At 68.6% G+C, this 19,196-nt stretch carries 15 protein-coding genes, 1 tRNA gene and 1 pseudogene; 11 read left to right on the forward strand and 6 right to left on the reverse strand.

Annotation, left to right across the window (positions count from 1 at the left end; genetic code table 11):
* Positions 1-5 precede the first annotated feature (5 nt).
* Complete coding sequence (locus tag EDD31_RS08850) at positions 6-1,700, reverse strand: OmpA family protein (RefSeq protein ID WP_123303826.1); 1,695 nt, start codon at positions 1,698-1,700, stop codon at positions 6-8.
* Between the two features lie 214 nt (positions 1,701-1,914).
* Between EDD31_RS08850 and EDD31_RS08855 the strand changes: the two genes are divergently transcribed.
* Both EDD31_RS08855 and EDD31_RS08860 read left to right on the forward strand, forming a co-directional pair.
* Complete coding sequence (locus EDD31_RS08855) at positions 1,915-3,132, forward strand: hypothetical protein (RefSeq protein WP_148058912.1); 1,218 nt, start codon at positions 1,915-1,917, stop codon at positions 3,130-3,132.
* Between the two features lie 98 nt (positions 3,133-3,230).
* A tRNA-Ala gene (locus EDD31_RS08860) sits at positions 3,231-3,303 on the forward strand.
* Here the strand turns inward: EDD31_RS08860 and EDD31_RS08865 are convergent.
* Positions 3,295-4,263, reverse strand: a pseudogene (locus EDD31_RS08865) (integrase core domain-containing protein); the annotation flags it as partial. The gene EDD31_RS08860 and the pseudogene EDD31_RS08865 sit on opposite strands and share 9 nt — an antisense overlap.
* A gap of 532 nt (positions 4,264-4,795) precedes the next feature.
* Between EDD31_RS08865 and EDD31_RS08870 the strand changes: the two are divergent.
* The 4 genes from EDD31_RS08870 (at position 4,796) to EDD31_RS08890 (ending at position 8,055) form a co-directional block, all read left to right on the forward strand.
* On the forward strand, positions 4,796-5,701 hold the full coding sequence (locus tag EDD31_RS08870; RefSeq protein WP_211336096.1) for a pPIWI-associating nuclease domain-containing protein: 906 nt from the start codon (positions 4,796-4,798) through the stop codon (positions 5,699-5,701).
* A 116-nt stretch (positions 5,702-5,817) separates the two neighbouring features.
* Positions 5,818-5,991 (forward strand): hypothetical protein, encoded by a 174-nt coding sequence (locus EDD31_RS14885; RefSeq protein ID WP_211336097.1) that lies wholly within the window; start codon positions 5,818-5,820, stop codon positions 5,989-5,991.
* Between the two features lie 478 nt (positions 5,992-6,469).
* Positions 6,470-7,597: an XRE family transcriptional regulator gene (locus EDD31_RS08885; protein ID WP_123303828.1), complete on the forward strand. Its 1,128-nt coding sequence runs from the start codon at positions 6,470-6,472 to the stop codon at positions 7,595-7,597.
* The gene (locus EDD31_RS08890) at positions 7,594-8,055 is read left to right on the forward strand and encodes a DUF4411 family protein (protein WP_123303829.1); all 462 of its coding nucleotides are present in this window, start codon (positions 7,594-7,596) and stop codon (positions 8,053-8,055) included. The genes EDD31_RS08885 and EDD31_RS08890 overlap by 4 nt, the downstream gene beginning before the upstream one ends.
* A gap of 1,013 nt (positions 8,056-9,068) precedes the next feature.
* On the opposite strand, the gene EDD31_RS08895 is transcribed toward EDD31_RS08890, so the two are convergent.
* Positions 9,069-10,604 (reverse strand): FAD-dependent monooxygenase, encoded by a 1,536-nt coding sequence (locus tag EDD31_RS08895; RefSeq protein WP_123303830.1) that lies wholly within the window; start codon positions 10,602-10,604, stop codon positions 9,069-9,071.
* A 119-nt stretch (positions 10,605-10,723) separates the two neighbouring features.
* Here EDD31_RS08895 and EDD31_RS08900 point away from each other — a divergent pair, with 119 nt between their 5' ends.
* The 5 genes from EDD31_RS08900 (at position 10,724) to EDD31_RS08920 (ending at position 15,261) form a co-directional block, all read left to right on the forward strand.
* Entirely contained in the window at positions 10,724-11,206 is a 483-nt protein-coding gene (locus tag EDD31_RS08900) for a flavodoxin family protein (protein ID WP_123303831.1), read from the forward strand.
* 179 nt (positions 11,207-11,385) lie between these two features.
* Positions 11,386-12,534: a PP2C family protein-serine/threonine phosphatase gene (locus EDD31_RS08905; RefSeq protein WP_245991324.1), complete on the forward strand. Its 1,149-nt coding sequence runs from the start codon at positions 11,386-11,388 to the stop codon at positions 12,532-12,534.
* Complete coding sequence (locus EDD31_RS08910) at positions 12,531-14,483, forward strand: glycosyltransferase (protein WP_123303833.1); 1,953 nt, start codon at positions 12,531-12,533, stop codon at positions 14,481-14,483. The genes EDD31_RS08905 and EDD31_RS08910 overlap by 4 nt, the downstream gene beginning before the upstream one ends.
* Positions 14,480-14,812, forward strand: a complete 333-nt coding sequence (locus EDD31_RS08915) for an STAS domain-containing protein (RefSeq protein WP_123303834.1) — start codon at positions 14,480-14,482, stop codon at positions 14,810-14,812. Before EDD31_RS08910 ends, EDD31_RS08915 begins: the two co-directional genes overlap by 4 nt.
* The gene (locus EDD31_RS08920; RefSeq protein ID WP_123303835.1) at positions 14,809-15,261 is read left to right on the forward strand and encodes an ATP-binding protein; all 453 of its coding nucleotides are present in this window, start codon (positions 14,809-14,811) and stop codon (positions 15,259-15,261) included. Before EDD31_RS08915 ends, EDD31_RS08920 begins: the two co-directional genes overlap by 4 nt.
* 66 nt (positions 15,262-15,327) lie before the next feature.
* On the opposite strand, the gene EDD31_RS08925 is transcribed toward EDD31_RS08920, so the two are convergent.
* From EDD31_RS08925 to EDD31_RS08935, 3 genes are all read right to left on the reverse strand, one after another.
* Positions 15,328-16,302, reverse strand: a complete 975-nt coding sequence (locus EDD31_RS08925) for an ABC transporter substrate-binding protein (RefSeq protein WP_123303836.1) — start codon at positions 16,300-16,302, stop codon at positions 15,328-15,330.
* On the reverse strand, positions 16,299-18,188 hold the full coding sequence (locus EDD31_RS08930; RefSeq protein ID WP_170163258.1) for a siderophore-interacting protein: 1,890 nt from the start codon (positions 18,186-18,188) through the stop codon (positions 16,299-16,301). Before EDD31_RS08930 ends, EDD31_RS08925 begins: the two co-directional genes overlap by 4 nt.
* Positions 18,189-18,253: 65 nt before the next feature.
* Complete coding sequence (locus EDD31_RS08935; protein ID WP_123303838.1) at positions 18,254-19,192, reverse strand: ABC transporter substrate-binding protein; 939 nt, start codon at positions 19,190-19,192, stop codon at positions 18,254-18,256.
* Positions 19,193-19,196 lie beyond the last annotated feature (4 nt).

Genomic DNA, 19,196 nt, shown 5'->3' on the forward strand with positions numbered 1-19,196 from the left:
CTGCGCTACTCGACCGGGACGTCGGTGAGACGCCAGGGGTTGAGCCAGATGGCCCGGGTCTGCCCGGTGATGTTCTCGGTCTCATCGGGGACGTCGATGGTGACGTTATCGGTGCCCACGGCAGGCCACAGGATGGTCGCGGTCGCGGTGTCGCCACTGCGGTAGTACGGGGTGGGGGCGAACTGCAGGTCGGTGAGGGGCAGGCGGGTGGGCTCGCCGTCCTCGTCTTCGCCGCTGACGTAGGAGAGCGGGAAGAGCCGGTTGTTGCCGGCGAGCAGCGTCGGAGCGTCGGTCCGCCACGCGGTCTGCGTGCCACCTTGGCCATCCTGCGACCCTTGGGTGCCGGTGGTCAGCGGCCACGCGACCGGCACGCCGTCGTGGTCTTCCTCCCCGGAGAATCCGGTCACCGCCTCGACGGAGACGCGACCCACGAACAGGTCGCCCACCCGGCGCACGGAGTCGACGGAGACCGCCGCGGTGCGCCCATCCCCGTGCGTCACTTCCACGGCCTCGGCACCTGAGGCGGTGGGGGCCTCAGTGCCAGGCAACTCCGTCCCGGACTCGTCGAGTGCGGGCGGCTCTGGTGGCGAGGTGTAGTGGAGCTCGACCCGCCGGTTCGCGGCCCGGCCCTCCTCGGAGTCGTTCCCGGCGATGGGTTCGGTGGCCGCGCGGCCATCGGTGGTGACCTCGTCGAAGACGGACAGGTCCTTGAGGTCCTCGAGGCGATCCCGGACTGCCGCGGCACGGTTGTCGGAGAGCTCCTGGTTGTCGACGGCTCCGTCGACATTGTCGGTGTGGCCGACGACCTCGAGGTTTCTGCCGCCCACCCCACTGAGCTCGCCGATGGCGGCCTGGAGGGTCTCGTCCGCCTCGCCGGTGAGCTCCCACTCGTCGGGGGCGAAGAGCACATCGGTGGCCAGCGTGGTGGTCGAGCGGTCTCCTTCACTCTCGGTGCCCACGTGGACGTCGGTGCGCTCGCGGTAGCGCTCCAGTTCGAAGGTGCGCGGCTCCAGTTCGGTCAGGTCGGCGTCGTCCCACACCTCGCCGATCGCGGGCACTCCCTCGAGGGGGCCGTCCACGACGGGCACGTCCTCGACCAGCCCGAAGTAGGGCAGCAGCACATGGGTCGAATCCGCCTCGGGGGCATCGAAGACGCCGAGCCAGGGCAAGGGTTCGGTGCGGTGGGGCGCGTAGGTCGGCGAGTCGGGGAAGGTCGCCAGGCGATCGCGGTTCGGGCGGTCCCCGCTCACCAGCGGCTCGGAGGTGGTCAGTGCCTCGGCGTCGACCAGCCGCACCTGCCAGGTCGTATTGGCGTGTGGCGTGGCCATGAGGAGACTGAAGATATTGACCTGTTCGTCGTAGTCCTCCACGGTGGTGAAGTTCAGGGGAAGGACGGCGTGGTCGCCCTCACGCACCAGCGGCCCGACCTCGACCTCGAGTTCCACGGGCCCGCCGGACTCCGCGACGAACTCGGAGACCGTGACCGGCTCCGGCGCGGGCTCACTCTCGGGTGGTTCGCTCGCAGTGTGGTCCTCCGAGGGCGCTTCGGTGGTGGTGTCGTCACCGTCAGCCGTCGTCGGCGTCGACTCCGGGGGGTGGTCCTCGAACTCCGCTGCGGGGTCGGTGCTGCACGCGGCGAACGCCAGCGTCGCGGCGACGGCGACGACCAGCAGCTTCTTCCTCGAACGAGCGGGCCTCATGTCTCCTCCTGAGCTTTCGGGCACATGTTCTCATCCTTGAGTCGGCGTAGACCGGGGATTGGTTGCATCGTGTTCGTGCAGCCACGGCGACGGCGACGGCGACGGCCGGCAGGACAGGCTGATCGTGGTTGTGCGCCCAGACGCGCGGCGCCAGGTTGGGACACACCGGCGCGGGCGGCGCTCCGGTCGCCCTGCGCGGCTCTAGCGTGGTGCCGTGGAGCTTCAGGGATATGTGCTGCTGGCGCTGGCCCTGCTACTCCTGGGCTATCTGGTGCCGCACCTCACGCATGCCAGGCAGCTCGTGCTCGACTCCCGCGTGGAGGACCGGTTCTCCGCCGGCCTGCGCGTCCTTGACCACCATGTGGCCCGCCACCCGCACAGCTCCGGCCGTGGCCCGGCGCTCCACACCCCCTCACCGGAGGCTCCGATGACTTCGCCGAGACTCGCCGCACGCGGCACAGCTGGATCTGCGCCAGCAGGTGTTGGCGAGTCCGCCCGTGCCCTGGCAGCCGCCCGCGCCCGGCGGGCTGCCCGCCGAGCCAACCGCGTGGCTGCCGCCCGGCGCCGGCTGATCCTCACGGCGGCCCTGCTGCTGGTGTCCGTGGCGAGCTGGACGGCGGTCGGGTTGACCGCGCTGGCGTGGACCATGGCCGCGATCCCCACGGCTCTCGTGGCCGCGGTGCTGATCCAGGGGCGCCGGGTGGCGATCCAGGGCCAGCAGACCGACCGGCGCGAGCGCGAGCTGATCGAGCGGCTCGAGGCCCAGATGCAGGCGGCTGCTCGCGCGAGCTCAGTGCCCGGCGCGGCCCGGCGGAGTCCGCGCGCGGCCGCGCGCGCGGCAGACCGCCCCGAGAACGACGACGCCGCAACCTCGGCGCAGACCACCGCAGCACCGGTCGAGATAGGCCCGTCCGCGTCATCCCCGGCCGGTGCCCTGGAGAGCCGCCGCCCGGCATTGGCCTCCACCACGCTCACCCGTGCACCGCGCCGCTCGGTGAGTATCGGGGCCTTCCAGGGCACCGGCGAGGTGCCCCAGGTGACGGCGGCTCCGCAGGCGCCCGCAGCGACCGCGATGGGTCCGGAAGCGCCGGCTCCGGTGTCGGTGGCTCCGCAGGCGGAGGCGCAGGCGGCGGAAGCTCCGGCCGAGAAGGCCGCCGACGTGGCGCCTGCCGCACCGGAGCCCCAGCGCGCTCCGGTGCAGTGGACGCCGACGCCGGTCCCCCCGCCCTCCTACACCCTCAAGCCCGCTTCGGGACGCCGTGAGGTGGCGCCCTACGAGTCAGGCCACATCCCGCAGGTGAGCGTGCCGCAGCGGCCCATGCCTGGCGACATGACCGCCTCCGTCAGCCCGGCCGAGGCCGCGGCTGAGCCGGCGCCCCCTGCGCTGGACCTGAACGCCGTGCTGGCACGGCGCCGGGCCGCCGGCGCCTGATCGTGTGATGTGGCTCGCGGATAGGGCCTTGTGGCGGACCTAGCTCGACGCCCGGGGTGCCGCCGGTGCTAATCTGAGTCCTGCTCTCCGGAGCATCTGGGGCTATGGCGCAGTTGGTAGCGCGTCTCGTTCGCAATGAGAAGGTCGGGGGTTCGAATCCCCCTAGCTCCACCCCTGTGATGTCTCAGGACATCGGAATGGGCTGAACCCCCGTTGTGGGGGTTCAGCCCATTTGTCGTTTCTGGCTTTGGCGTTGGTAGGTGCGGGTGGGGTGCGTTGGTAGGTGCGGGTGGGGTCGATGGTGAGCTCGCGCAGGATCTCGCCGGTGGTGGCGTGGATGACGCGGACGTCGAGGTCCTGGATGAGCAGGATGGCGGGGGTTCGAGCGTGGTCTCGCCCGATGCCGAGCTTCAGCAGGCGTCCTGCGTGGCGCAGGGTCACTTTGCCGGAGGCGTCGATGATGTCGTGGCGGACGCGTTCGTGGGTCTGCGTGTCGCGACTGGGCCCTGGGAGGGCTTTGGGTAGCGAGGTGTAGAGCGTGGCTGGGGTGGCCCGGTTTGGCAGGGAGCGGTGCGGTCGTCGGGTGTTGTACTCGTGGCGGAACTGGTCCAGCAGGTCTTGGAGCTCGGCGGTGGTGGCGGGCTGGTGGGGGTGGGCGCGGAGCCAGTTCTTCATGGTCTGTTGGAAGCGCTCGACTTTGCCGCAGGTCGTGGGGTGGCCCGGGCGGGAGTTCTTCTGGATCACGTCCCAGAGGCGGAGTTGGGCCTCGAGTGCGGTGCGCCCGCCTCGGTGGCCTTGGCTGGCCAGGCGGACGGTGTAGACCATGCCGTTATCGGTCAAGGTCGAGGCGGGGATGCCGTGCTGGCCTGCGGTGTCGCGGAAGGTCGTGGCAACGATCAGGGCGGTGATCGGCCGGTGGGCGCTGATGTGTAGGGCGTAGTGGGAGTGGTCATCGAGCCAGGTGATGATCTCGGCGTCACGGCCATCGCTGAGCCGGTAGTGGGTGAAGTCGGATTGCCAGGTCTCATTGGGTTGTGCGGCTTCGAAGCGGATGTAGGAGGCACGAGGCCGTCTCCTCGGGCTCGGGTCGATCAGACCTGCTCGGGTGAGGATCCGGTGGATCGTGAACCGCCCTGGTTTTGATGGAGACTCTGGTGTGTCCTAGGTTCCACGGAGTGCGCATTTTCTGGATTCTGATGCTGCTTGAGTAGTGGAGGACGAGATGGGACGACGTGGTTACCCGGCGGAGTTCAGGCGCCGAGTGCCAAACCGCCTTAGCCGCGATGCGCCACCCACAGTCCAGCGGTGAACCGTTCGCCGACACGCCGCGCAGCAACGTCCAGCGAACCAACCCTGCGCGGCGCCTCTGACAGTCAGTCGGTCTGGCTATCGTGGATGGTCATGGCGCAAACGGGAGGCCAGCGGGATGGGGCCGGACACAGAGCCAACCTGGCTCGACCGCCGCGGACTCGAAGTCCAAACGGTCGGAATGCAGACCACGGCTTAGCTTGGCTGGAGGCCAGGGTCCGCGAACTGGAGACTGAGGTCCGGCGGCTGTCGGAGGGCTGAGGCGCATGCCGGTACCTGTCTGACCTGGTGCGCCAGAACCTCGGATCCATCGTCGGCCAGAAGAGTGTCGGTGCCCCCGGACATACTGATCAACATGGTCCGGAAGATGACGCCCGCGCAGTTCAAGGCCGCGGTGAACAAGGCGCAGCGCCAGCAGAAGCAGGCGATCGACAACTACAACCGCGAGGCGCGTCGGCACAACGCGGCGGTCAAGAAGGCCGTGAGCGACTACAACCGCGAGGTGCGGGCGTACAATACCAAGGCGCGCGCTCACAACTCGAAGGTCGAGAACCAGCGTCGACGCCTGAACCAGGAGATCCGCCGCCTGAATTCGCGCCCGGCGACGGCGACCTTCGTCACCTACCGCGCATCGGTCGAGACTCTCGCCCGGAGGTACACCGAGACAGAGCAGAGCCTGGCCGGACGGACGATCACACCAGCCGGGCGCGACCTCGTCGACCGCGGCAGCGAGGAGGCCGCGAACAGCGCCTACCTGCTCAACGCCATGGACGGCGACGGCGCGGCCGAGGATGATCCCACGGAGGACGAGCTCCGCGGCCCGAGTATGCAGGCCGAGCTGGCCACGTTCGGCGAGGACCTCGTCGACCGATGGGCGGGTGCCTTGTTCTCGCTCAGCCCGAGCAATCCCGACGCAGCGCGCCACTTCTGCACCAGCGCCCGCGAGGTGCTCATCACGATGATCGACAGCGCCGCACCGGACTCAGCCGTCACCGAGGCCGACCCAGCCTGCGACCGGACCGACAAAGGAGTGCCGACCCGGCGCGCCAAGGTCGGCTTCCTCCTGCGGCGCAAGGGCATCGACGAGACTCCGATCGAGGACCTCGTCGAGGAGGACATGGACAACGTGCTGGGGCTCTTCCGCGAGTTCAACAACGGCACCCACGGGCACGCGGGACGTTTCACCATCACCCAGCTGAGCGCGCTGCGCATCCGGGTCGAGTCGGCCATCGGCTTCATCCACGCGCTCTGCGCGACCTGAGCCCCGCGTACGGCGCGAGGGGGGGGGGGCACCACTACTCCGCCGACGGCGAGCACGCCGGCAGCGCCGCGCCGAAGCGGGGCCCGCTCGGCGAGGCCATCGACAAGGTCAACGAGATGTTCAAGGCCAAGAGCGTCGACGTCAGCCCGGAGAGCCTCTCCGGCTTCATCACGACCTTCTGGGGCTTCCTCGACGACAACAACGAGGCGGAGGCGATGGCGATGAATAACACCGTCGCCCAGCTCAAGGCATCCGAGGCTTCAGCGGGGCCGTCGGGCTCGCCGTGCTGAAGACCGTGATCGAGTCGAAGGAGATCCAGTCGTACATGACGGACCCGGCGTCCGTCAGGCAGATCGCCGACATCGCGGCGGACGCCCTCGACGTCCAGCACCGATCCGACGCGGACGCTGGCCCGGAGACGGAAGGCGCGTGAGCATGGGCGAGGCGGAGCAGCACCGCTTCGGCGACGTCATCCGAGAGGCCCGAAAGAAGCAGGGGTGGTCACAGGGTGAGCTCGGCGAGAAGTAGGGTCTGTCCCGTCCGACGATCGCGCGAGTCGAGGTGAACAACGACGTGACGACAGCGACTCTCGCCAAGGTCGCGCAGGCCCTCGGACTGAAGCTTGAGCTCAGGGACGACGACTGATGGGTCCCGTGCAGCCGACTGTCGGACGTCCTCCGTAGATTGGACTTGATCTCGTCGCCGGCGAGCAGTGGGCCCATAGACTGACGCAGCGGTGTAGATCCAGCAGGGACGGGAGGTTGGACAGTGGCGAGAGCGCCCATCAATCCCATTGCCCTCGGGTGGGCCCGTGAAGTCAGCCATGTCAGCGTCGAGGAGCTCGCGAAGGCGCTCAATGTCAAGCCCGCACGGGTCGCCGAGTTCGAGGGCGGCGACGCTCTGCCGACGTTCCGCCAGCTCACGCTGATGGCGGCCAAACTCGACAGGCCGCTGGGGTTCTTCTTCGCTCCGCCGCCGGCCGCGCCCGACGTCCCCGAGACGGCCGACTTCCGCGGTCGGGGCCACGACGAGCTTCCCGCTGACCTGGCGCGGGAGATGCGGCGGGCCGAGCAGCACCGCGACGCGATGCTCGACCTGGCCGGAGCCCCTGCCCGCCGGATCCCGGAGGGAGCGATCACCTGGAAGACCGTGGCAGCGCGCGCCGCCGCACTCCGGAAGTTCTTCGGGCTCACCGACGCGTTCGTGCCGCCCGAGTCCCAGAACAATCAGGTTTTCAACTTCTGGCGGGGTCTGCTGGAGGAGAACGGCGTCCTCGTCTTCCAGGTCACGAAGATCTCTTTGGCGACCTTCCGTGGGCTATCTGTGCATCACGACGAGCTCCCGATGATCCTGGTAAACGGCGCGGACAGCCCGATGGGCCGAACGTTCACGCTGTTCCACGAGGTCGCTCACCTGATCAACCGGACGAGTGGGCTGTGCGCCCTGCGCGAGTCCGTCGACGAGGAGGCGATCGCCAACAACTTCGCAGCGAACTTCCTCATGCCGGAGCCCGCCGTCCGTGCCCAGCTCGACGGTCCGGCCCAGCCCGAGGTCGCCGCCGAGCAGCTCGCCCGACACTTCAAGGTGAGCATGCTGGCCGCGGCGGTCCGGCTCCGCCGGCTCGGCATCATCGACGACGCCGACCTCGAGACCCTGCGGTCCGCCAGCGACGACAGCTGGCAGCGGGTCCGCGAGGCGCAGAAGCAGAAGAAGGGCTTCGTGCCGCCGTGGAGGCTTCGGTACCGCGACCTCGGGCCCACATACATCGGCGCTGTGGCTCATGCACTGGAGGACCGCCGCGTCGACATGGTGGACGCGACCTATCTGCTCAACGCGCGCCTACCGATGGTCGAGCAGCTTCTCGACGAGTACTACCGCACGGGCGGTGGCGAGTGACCTACACCCTCGATACCAACATCCTTATCGGGCTGGTACAGCGGTACCCGCGTGACATCTTCCCCGCCATGTGGTCGAACATCGAGTCGTCGGTCCACGCCGGCGACAGTTGCATCTGCGAGGCCATTCTGCGCGAGGTTCACCGAGGCGGGGACGAACTGCACGAGTGGGCTAAGGGGCTTCCAGGGTTCGTGTGCCCGGCCACCGATGAGGAACTCGAGTTGGTCGCCGAGATCGCCGTTGCCCACCCGGGTTGGGTCCAGGGACAGCTCAACGAGGCGGATCCGTTCGTGGTTGCCCACGCGAAGGCGGAGCAGTCCACAATCGTGACGGAGGAGTCCCGCAAAGGTCCGAACACGCTGGACAAGAACCAGAAGATCCCGAACATCGCAGACGGACACGGCGTTGAGACGGTGAAGTTCTTCGACTACGTACGCGAAAACGGCTGGCGCTTCTGACCCCGGCGACGAGGTTGAGCCCTCGGTGCTCGCGCTCGGTGAGCACGTCGAGATGGCGGCTGCCGGTCCAGGCGTTACCCCCCAAGTCGGTCGCAGGTTAGTGACTGCGATCCCTGGGAGGCGAGCAGTCCCTGGAAAACTCTTACAGCCAGTCCTTCGCGTGTGTCCACACCGTCATCCGATGCACCTCGAACCGGTGGCAGATAGAGACCACGCTCTCGCCGTTCGCTGGCGCATTTCGGATAGCGTCCACTTGGCTGTCCGTCAGCGGTGTTCTAGCTCGTCTCCTAGGGTTCGTCACGACGTCCGGCTCAGTCTCGGCGGCCCCTTGCGGTTGATCTCCGATGCCGAGTTTTGCCTGGTTCCACGCGGAACTGAGCCGTTCGAATCTCTGCCAGGTGTTCGGCTCGAGTCCACTCGCGACCACCCGTTGATCGATGGCACAACCCCTGACACCGTGCGTGGTGTCAGGGGTTGCGTCGTCTCTGACGGACTCGCCGCATCGTGACTCTGCCGCGTCTGCGGGGTCAGCAGACGAGGATGACGGCCGCCTTCTTGAGGGCGAACTGGGTGGTGAAGCAGAGGCACGCGGGCCGCCCCTGCGCGACGTTAGCGCAGCCGAGTGCCGTCGCCTGAAGGTACGCGGTGAGAGGTGACTCATGGCGCAAGAGTGGGAGTACTCAAGTACCCCGACGACCCGACGCCGAAAGTCGGAAGAGGGCGGCTGGCGTGGGCTCCTCTTTCGCGAAGGGGAGTGCGGCGTTGCCAACCACGGAACCGTTTTTCCCGAGAGCGATGATCGGACTGACGATCTCTATGGGGCAGGCTCCGCCCCTTCGACTAAGTGAGTTGCGACCTGGTCGGCACCTGGTAGTGAGGTCGAACGAACCCACGTGTACTTCCTTCGTTGGCCTGGCAGTGTCATCGAAGAAGTAGCTGCGCAGTGCGAGCTTCCGGCCTCCCTTGGCCCTCTGGAGGTGTGACAGCCTGAGGGTGTGCCGCTCGGGTACGCATCAGTCGCACCCCGAAACCGGCGTCCCCAGCGCGTGCCGCACAGCGGCTCGGAGCACCGCGGCGTCGGCGCGGCCCGTCCAGGCGATGTGCTGGTCGGGGCGCACCAGCAGCCACCCCTCGCGCGCGCCCAGTACGCCGCTCAACACCCGGTGGGCCTCGGGATGGCGAGTTCGATCCACCGCGATCACCGTGATGCCGAGACCGGCCGGCGGTGGTGTCTCGCCCAGCTGGACCACCACCGGACGGTAGGGAATCGCGTCATGCAGACGTGCCCCCGGGGTGCCCTGGCCTTCCAGGGGTGGATTCGGGAGCCGCATACCGACCGCGCCGCCACCGCGGAGCACCGGGGAGGAGCTGTAGCGCAAATCGATCATCGAGGCCCCCCGCAGCGCGCGCCGCGCCAGTCGTGGCCACGCGAGGGCCCGGCGCGCCACGGCGAAGGCGGCGAGCCGCACCGGCCTCGGTGACTGCAGAAAGGCCCGGGTCGCCAGGTCGGTGTTCCGGGACACGGTCTCGACCACCACCTCGCGCCGCTCGACATCGTAGGAGTCCAGCAGGCGCTCCTGATCGCCGCCGCGCAGCACATGAGCCAGCTTCCACGCCAGGTTGTGCGCGTCGTGGATGCCGGAGTTCATGCCCATCCCGCCCACGGGGCTGTGTACATGAGCGCTGTCGCCCGCCATCAACACCCGCCCCACCCGGAAGCGCGGTGCGGCCCGCCGGTGGATGCGGAAGCGGCTGCTCCAGACCACCTCCGTGCTGCCTGGACCGAGCACCCGGGCTGCGCGCGACTGCACCTCCTCATCGCCCAGGGCTTCCTCGTGCCTATCGCCGGGGTGGAGGCCGATGATGCGCCACACGCCCGCACTCAGACGCAGCGCGCTCGTCATGCCGCGGCGGTCGATACAGGTGCGCGGCCAAGCGAGGGAGTCGCGTTCGTCGTCGACGCGCACGTCGGCCAGCATCGGGCGCATCGGATAGGTGTGCCCGGTGAAGCCCATGCCCATCTGCTCACGCACCGTGCTCGATGCGCCGTCGCAGCCCACCACGAACGGCGCCCGCAGCCGCTGCTCACCCTCGGCACCACTGACGGTGACCGTCACGGCCTCACCCTCGTCCTCCACAGCGGTGACCTCCGCGCCGAAGCGCACCTCGCACAGCCCGGTCTCGGTGGCAGCATCCAGCAACAGTTCCTCGGTGACGCTCTGCTCGAGCACCAGCAGCCCGGGGTCTGCGGCCTCGTCGGCGAGCACACCGAAGTCCGCCGAGATCAGCGGCGCGGCACCTGCCCGGTGCAAGACCGCTCGTCTCAGCAGGTGGCCGCGAGAGGTGAACCGGTCGTCGATTCCCCACTGGCGCAGCACCTCACGCGTGCGGATGTGGATGCCGGGGGCCTTCGAGTGCTCGCTGGTGGCGTGCTCCCGCTCCAGCACCAATGACGGCACACCCTGGCGGGCCAGCCCCAGGCCCAGCGCGAGCCCGACCGGGCCGGCGCCCACGATGAGGACCGAGGGGCTCGAGGCAGACGCTGCCATGACCCCAGGCTAACGGTGCTGAGCGGAAGCGTCAGGGACTTGTTGCTCCAGCGCGCGCATGGCCTCACCCGGCGCCCGCCGAGGACTACGATCGACAAAAGCCCACCGAGGAGCGTGCGATGGAAGCACTAGTGGTCGTCGAATCGTGGTTCGGTAACACCCTCACGATCGCGGAGTCCGTCGCGGAGGGCATCATCGACGGCGGCGGGCGGGCGCGCGTGGTCAAAGTCGAGGACGCGGAGGTGCAGATACCCGACGACGTCGACCTCCTGATCATCGGCGCACCGACGCACATCCGAGGGTTGTCCACCAGCCAGACCCGGCAAGAGGCGAGCTCCGGCCGTGGTGGACCCGGCGTCCGGGAGTGGATCGAGACCGTCGAATTGCGAGAAGGGCTCCGGCTGGCGCTTTTCGATACCGCGGCGAGCATGCGCTGGCTCGCCGGTTCGGCGGCGAAGGCTGCTGCGCGGAAGCTCACCCGCCGTGAGCCCCACCTCTCCGCGGAGATCAAGAGCTTCGTCATCACCGGCAAGGAGGGGCCGTTGAAGGACGGTGAGACGCAAGCCGCACATCAATGGGGCCAGAGCCTCGCCAGCTCGTAGCCCAGAACCGGGCCAGCCGCGCAAGCCAGACCCCGGGCGCGAGCCCGCGATTCGTTGCCGGAGACGAGCGAGCGTCGATAGGGTCTGTGTCATCGCTGTTCCGGATTCGGGTGGGGCCGTGCGCTCTTCGCGGCTCGTGCAGCGCAGTTGCTGCCGATGGAGCTGAGGACGTGAAGCGCATGTACGACCAGGCCCGGAGTCAGAAGGCCGTCGAGGCGCTCGGCGTTCTCGACACGCCCCCGGATGAGCGGATCGACCAGATCACGCGCCTGGCGCAAGAGGCCTTCCGTGTGCCGATGGTGAGCGTGACCTTGCTGGACAGGGACCGGCAATGGCGCAAGTCCGAGATCGGTCTCGGCGGTCAGGAGGCGCCACGTGAAGGTGCCTTTTGTGACGCCACCGTGCGCCTCGGCACCACCATGGTCATTGAGGACGCCGCGCAGGATCCGATCTTCGCGGACAACCCTTTTGTCACCGGTGACCCACATCTACGGTTCTATGCCGGGCACCCCCTCGAGGCGCCTTGCGGGGAGCGGATCGGCACGCTGTGCATTCTGGATACCCAAGTGCGCTCGATGGCCGAGCCGCAGCGCCAGCTGTTGCGCGATCTGGCCACCTGGGTGGAAACCGAGCTCGCGCGCAAGCAAGAACTCGACCACGCAGTCCTCATCCAGCGCGCACTCAGCCCGCGCCGGCTGCCGGACCTGCCTGGGTACTCCTTCGCCGCCGACTCCCGGCCGGTCAGCGAGATCGGCGGCGATTTCTACGACGCCACGATGATCGATGGCGGACTGCGGCTGACCGTCGCCGATGTCATGGGCAAAGGCGTGGGGCCTGGGATCGTGGCGGCGGGCGTACGCGCCTCGCTGCGGACGGCGCCGGGGCGGTCGCTGGCAGAGAGCGTCGCTGAGGTCGACCGCCAGCTGGGGGAGTCCTTCGGCGACATCAACCTGTTCGTCACCGGATTTCACGCCGATCTCGATCTCGAGCGCGGCACGCTGGATTTCGTGGACGCCGGCCACAACCTGGGCTTCATCATCCGGGCCGATGGATCCGCTGAGCATCTGACCTCCTTCGGGATGCCGCTCGGGATGGGACTCGACACCGGCCACGAGGTGGCACGAGCCGAGCTGCGTCGCGGCGACACCCTGGTCTGCTGCAGCGACGGCGTCCTCGACTTGATCGAGTCGGAAGCGTTGCTCTCCCACCTGGATGAGCTCAGTGGCCGCACCTCGCCTGCCGGGCTCGTCAAGGATCTGCTCCAACTGGCCACGGACCGCCGCGCCACCGATGATGTGACCGTGCTCGCGCTACGCAGGAACCCATGAGCCGCCGGCTCATCGTCATCCGCGTCCTTGCGGTGTGCTCGGTGATCTTCGGCCTCAACTACGTGACCTGGCGCTGGCTCGAATCGGTCAACTGGTCGGCGTGGTGGATCGCCGTGCCGCTGATTCTCGCCGAGACCTACAGCCTGATCGACACCATGCTCTTCGCCACCACGATGTGGCGCTCGAAGGAACGCGAGAAGCCCCGCTCCGCGCCCACCGGCACCGTGGACGTCCTGATCACCACCTACAACGAGCCCGTGGCGCTGGTGGAAGCCACCGCCCGGGGGGCGAAGAACATCGCCTATCCGCACGAGACCTGGATCCTCGACGACGGCAACCGCCCCGAGATGCGCGCCGCAGCCGAAGCACTCGGCGTCGGCTACCTCACCCGCTCCGAGGACTGGACCGGCAAACCGCGCCACGCGAAAGCCGGCAACCTGAACAACGCGCTCTTCCAGACCGACGGCGAGTTCCTGCTCATCCTCGACGCCGACCAGGTCCCCGACCCCCTGATCCTGCACCAGACCCTGGGCTACTTCGCCGATGACCCCGAGCTGGCCCTCGTCCAGACCCCGCAGTGGTTCACCAACGTGGACGAAGCCGATCCGCTCGGCAGCCAGGCCCCGCTGTTCTACGGCCCGATCCAGCAAGGTAAGGACGGCTGGAACGCCGCCTTCTTCTGCGGGTCCAACGCGGTGCTGCGGCGCGACGCACTCATGCAGCTCGGCATCGTGGGCTACGTTCACGACCTGCAGTCCTCCGCGTTGCGCACCCTGCGCGCCGCCGAGGGCATGCTGACTCGGCAGGCCCGGCGCCACCGCCAGGCCCCTGAGCTGGCCTCCGAGCTGCGGGAACTGGGCCGTGACGCCGCTGAGGGCATCCGGGAGATCCGCCAGGGCGAGCCCATCGCCGAAGTGCTGTGGCGGGTACAGCAGCACGCGGAGAAGTCCGCGCAGCGCCTGCTGGACGCCGATGTGGCCGAGATGCGCCAGGACCTCGAGGAACTCGGCGCCCTGCCCATCCAGCACGACGCCGAACTCAACGGCGTCATCGTCGACGACCAGGGACTGCAGGAGCTCAGCGCCCGCGACCTCTCGCCGTTGACCGCGATCTCCTCGGTGGCCGATCTGCTCGCGGAGTTGCGCGTGGACCGGCCCGGTGAAGCCCAGCCCATCCAGCCGATGGCCACCATCTCGGTCACCGAGGACATGGCCACCGCCATGCAGCTGCACTCCCTGGGATGGCGCAGCGCCTACCACCACGAGGTGCTGGCACACGGCCTGGCCCCCGAAGACCTCAGCACGATGCTCAAGCAACGCCTGCGGTGGGCGCAGGGCACCCTGCAGGTCATGCTGCGCGACAACCCCCTGGTCAAGCGCGGCCTCTCCGCCGGGCAGCGCCTCATGTACTTCTCCACCATGTGGAGCTACCTCTCCGGCTTCGCCGCGCTCGCCTACCTCAGCGCCCCGGTGATCTACCTGACCGCCGGTGTGCTCCCGGTGAACGCATGGAGCCTGGACTTCTTCGCCCGCTTCCTGCCCTACTTCCTGCTCAACCAACTGATGTTCGTGGTGGTGGCCCGCGGGATCCGCACCTGGCGGGGGCAGCAGTACTCGCTGGCGCTCTTCCCCGTGTGGATCAAGGCCTGCGTGTCCACCGCCGCCAATGTCTACTTCCGTCAGCCCCTGGGCTTCGTGGTCACCCGCAAGGACGGAACCGGTGACGGCATCCCCTGGCGGGAGGTCTGGCCCCAGCTAACCGCCATCGTGCTGCTCATCGTCGCGCTCATCACGGGCCTGGCGCAGTGGGCGGTGGGAACCAACGACGGCACCGGCACCATCGTCAACGTGATCTGGGTGGCTTACAGCCTCGCAGTGCTCAGCATCATCATCCAGGCCATGCGCTACCGCGGCCCCGTGGCCGCCCTCCCGGAAAGGACTACAACATGAAGGTGAACGTCTCCCACCACACCGGCTACGCGACGATTGCCCTGGAGGGGCGCTTCACCGCCGTCGGAGCACCGGTGTTCCGCAAGGCCGTCACTGACCTGGTGGGCAAGGACGAGGTACGTATCGTCGTCGACCTCTCGCAGGTGAGTTTCATCGACTCCTCCGGCCTGGGCGCGCTCATCGGCAGCCTGAAGACGGCGCGGCTGGCCGAGGGCGACCTGCGGATCGCCGCCCCGACGACGGCCGTGAGTTCGGTGCTGCGCCTGACCAACCTCGACCGGGTCCTGCGGGCCTATCCGGATCCCGACTCAGCCTTCGACACGGCATGAATAATCCGCGAGGGACCGGCTCCACCCGGGTGCAGGCGGCAGCCGACCCCGAGGTCGTCGAGGTGGTCCTCGATGCGCTGGAGCGGCTCTATGACGAGGTCGCCGACGTCGATCCCGAGGATCGCCTGCACTTCTCTCTCGCGGTCAGCGAGATCGTGACCAACGTGGTCGAGCACGGCGCGCACCGCATCGCTGTGGGAGAGGCACCGGAAGCGCCGCGGCCCGGAATCGACATCGATGTGTGCGTCGAGATCACCACGGACGCGCTGCGCGCCACCGTGACCGACACCGCCGAGGCATCCGAGATGCCCTTGGCGCAGGCAACGATGCCCGACGAGTGGGAGGAGTCCGGGCGCGGCCTGGCTCTGGCCCTGCAGGTGCTCGACGAACTCCGCCACGACGCCAGCCCGTCGAACACCTGGCACTTGAGTCGCTGGCGCCGCCCCTGAAGTTCCCGCAGAGCAGCTCCACCGGAGCCGGCCTGCTCGCCCCGGGCGCAACCGGGGTCCAGATCGCTACTCTGCGCTGCCCGCCTCACCGAGGCAGGCCTCCACTTCATCCGCGATGATCTGCGTGGCGAGAGGGCCGTTGAGAATCCACGTTCCCAGATCCTCGGCCACGCAGACCTGACCGGCCTGCACAGCGGGGAGCCGGTCCCAGACGCCGGTGGAACGCAGCGCCTCCAGGTCGGCCGGGCTGTCTGGAACCAGGTAGAGCCAGTCGGTGGTGATGTCGAGCAGGTTCTCCGATGAGAAAGTCGCCCACAGACCCGCCTCGTGCAGGTCACCAGCATCAGGGTCCGCGAGGGTGATGTGCTCCAGGTTCTGCAGCACGCCGGAGCTGAGTGAGCTGGTGGTGGTGTAGAAGCGGACCTCCTCGGGCCGTACGCGCAGCGCGGCGATGGTCTCGCCGTTGTCGGGGATCGTGGCGTCGACCTCGGCAACCCGTTGCTCCGCATCGGCGAGGACCGCATTGGCGCGCTCCTCGAGCTCAAGGATCTCGGCGAGCCGGCTGAGTTGGAACCGCCAGTCCACGCGTCCGTTCGCGTCCTCCCGGTCGAATCCGACGACCGGCGCGATGCCTTCCAGCCGCTCCAGGTGCTCCGCGATGCGGTCATCGCCCACGATGAGGTCCGGTTCGAGTGCGGCGATGTCCTCGAAGCTTGGTTCCGCATCCGTCCCGGCGGTGCTGAACTCCTCGGGCAAGTGGGAGGAGATGTGCTCGGGGAACTCCTCGATGCCACCCCACATGGGGCTACCGACCATCTCGAGATCCAGGGAGATCGCGAGTTCGATGGCACCGGAGGGCATCACGAAGACCCGCTGCGGGTCGGCCGGGATCTCCGCGGTGCCCAGGTCGTGTTCCACGAGGAGAGTCTCTGAGGAGTCAGGTTCGCCGGAGCCATTCTCGCCGTCGTCGCACGAGGCCAGAGCCGTGGCCGCGAGCAGAGTGAGCGCGACCAGCGCAGCACGAGGGTGTCGGGAGTTCATGAGGTCCTCTCGGAGCGGTGGTGGGTGTTCAGAGTTTCCGGCGTCTTGCGCAGCTCGTACACGGTGTAGCCCCACGGCAGGCAGTGCGCGGCGGGCTCTCCCAGGCCCGCAGCGGTTAGGAGTTCGCGGTACTCGGCGTCCGTGCGCCGCCCCGAGCCGTGGCAGGTCAACGCGCGCAGATCGGCCTCGGCATCGACCTGGATCAGTGCCGTCTCGTCCAGCGGCTGCTCGACGACGAGCAGGCGCCCGGAGGGCGGCAGGGACTGCGCGCCCTGTCGCAGTGCCTGTGCGGCCTGGACGTCGTCCTGGCGGGTGAGGACCTGGGCGAACAACACGGCATCGGCTATGGGTGGGTGTTCGGCAGGTGAGTCGCCGTGGACTCTCACCCGCGCCCGCCGTGACGTGTCGCTGAGGAGGGACGGCAGCTGGGCGCGGACCGTGCCGGTGTGCTCCGGGGGGCACATGATGGTGACGTCGAGCTGGGGCACGGCCTCGAGGAGGTGATGGGCGTAGCGGCCCCAGGCGTCAGCGTGCAGGACGAGGTGCTCGACGTCCTGCACCAGAGGGCTGGCGGCTACGGCCGGAGCGACCCCGGAGGCGCTGCGGTCCGCCTGCTCGGCCTGGGAGTCCTCGATGCTGGTGAGCGTGCGGCGGCCACGGCCGTTCTGAGCCGTTATCGGGCACGGCTCGGCTGTGGCTCCGCCGACGACCTCGGCCAGGTCGAGGACGCTGAGATCGAGGTGATGCTCGAGCCCGCCGAGGTCGAAGAGTTCGGTGTAATGCTCGTGGGCCAGGAGCTCGCCCAGCTCGGTCAGCTGGTACCGGCCCGGGCCGGAGGCGGCGGTGATCTGCACGGTGCTCAGGTACCGCAGCAGTTTGTGCACTGCTTGGGGGGCCGCCCCGATGCGCCGCGCGATCGCCGCCGCGTCCTCCACGCCGTCGAGCATCACGTCGGGAATGCGCAGGGTGACGGCGGTGCGGATCGCCATGGGCGTGGCCAGGCTGGCCAAGGCCCGGAGCTGCCAGGCGGGCACGGGCGCACTGCTGTCCATCGCGGGCAGGGAGGAGTCATCGGTGTGGCGCTGCACCACGCGCTGGCGCCAGTAACCGACGGCGTCGACGGACTCCTTGGGGAGGTGTCGCTCGTCCACCAGATGCCGGCGGAGTGCGCGCATGGCCTGGGACTCCACCGCCACCCACGCGAAGGGCGTGCCCGGCCACCAGGTAGTCGCTGCCACCGCGCCGAGGAGCCGCGAGCCCGGCGGGTCCTCGCCCCGGTACAGCCAGGTGACCTCGGCGTGCTCGATCTCGGGGAGGTCTTGCCAGTGCCGGCGATCCGGCACTTCGATGAACACCTGCATCGGGCGGCCGTCGGCGGAGTCGAGAAACCGGCCGATCGCCGGAAGTGCCGTCTCATCGCCGGCGAGCAGGAGCCAGTCGGCGCCCTCCGGGATGCCCTGACTGCGCGCCGGGCCCGCCATGTGGATGCGGTCTCCCGGGCGGCAGCGCTCGGCCCAGGTCGCGGCCACGCCGGTCTCGTGCCGGACGAAGTCGATGTCGATCTCGCCGGCCTCGGCGTCCCAGCGCTTGATGGTGTACGTCTTGCCGAGCGGCCGTTTGTGGCGCGGGGTCTCCAGGCGTCCGTCCTTCTGCACCGGCAGCACCAGGTCGGTCTCGCCCGGGTACGAGAAGAACAGCTTGACGCTGTCGTCGAAGCCGTCGCTGGTGAAGGGGCCCACCGTGATGCCCTCGCGGGTGAATCCGCTCAGCTGGTCACCGGTGAGGGTGAGGCGGAGCATCGCCGGCGAGACGTCTTCCTTTCTGGCGACCACGAGGTGGCGCAGTGCCACGGGGTGGAGGTGTACGGGTCGGTCATTGCGTGTCATGCATGCCTTTCCTGCGCCGGTCAGTTGTCGAAGGCCACGGACGGGGTGGCGACTGGCTCGGCTGACTAGTCCGCCAGGAGCTGGGCCGCTTCCGCCAGATGGTGAGCGAGGTCGATCGCCGTCAGAGCGAGACCGTTCACGTGGTAGTAGGGCAGCTCGGCGACGTGACCCGCCTCGATGGCGGGAATGCGCTGCCATGCCGCGGCCGCAGTCTCTGGTGCGTCGATGTTCTGCACGATGATCAGGTCGGCCTCGGAGAAGACGTCGAGATTCTCGGCGCTGTATGTCCACGTGCCGTCGTCAATGGTGTCGGGGTCATCCCGCAGAACGGTGAGGCCGAGGTCCTCGGCAACAGAGACGCTGAAGGTGTCGCCCTGGAGCCAGTAGTCACCCCCGTACGCGCCGGCGATGGCGATGACCTTGCCGTCGAGGAGGTCGCCGATCTGCTCCGCAGCTACCGCGATCGCTTCCTCGTAGCGCCGCTCGATCTGCTCTGCCTCCTGCTCGCGACCGATGGACGACAGCTGTGCCGCCATGGCGTCGCGCCACTGGCTGGTGGGGCTTCCCTGGTCGACCACGAAGGTTGGGATGAGGTCGAAGTCGATCTGATCGCGCTCGCGATACCAGTCGAACCAACCGGCGCTGACCACGAGCATGTCAGGGTCAGCGTTGACGATGGCTTCCATGTCGGGCTCGGTATTGCTCCATTCGAAGGCCTCCACGTGATCCGGGAGCATCGGTGGCAGGACGCTCCCGTCATCCCAGTTCGTGGCGACGATCGGGAAGTCGGCGATGATCGCGAAATCGAGGGCGGCGCGGGAGTCAAGCACCACGACGCGCTCGGGCTCGCTGGGCAACTGGGTCTCGTAATCCCCCCAGCTGAAGGCGACGGTACCTGCGTCATCCTCCGCGGTCGCGGAGGGCGACGTGGAGCAAGCGGCCAGAGTGGCAGCAGCGAACACGGCGACGGCCGGCCAGGTTCGGTGGGCGTGCGGAGTCTTCATGGAG

Origin of the sequence: Bogoriella caseilytica, assembly GCF_003752405.1 — a bacterium.
Lineage (GTDB): Bacteria > Actinomycetota > Actinomycetes > Actinomycetales > Actinomycetaceae > Allobogoriella > Allobogoriella caseilytica.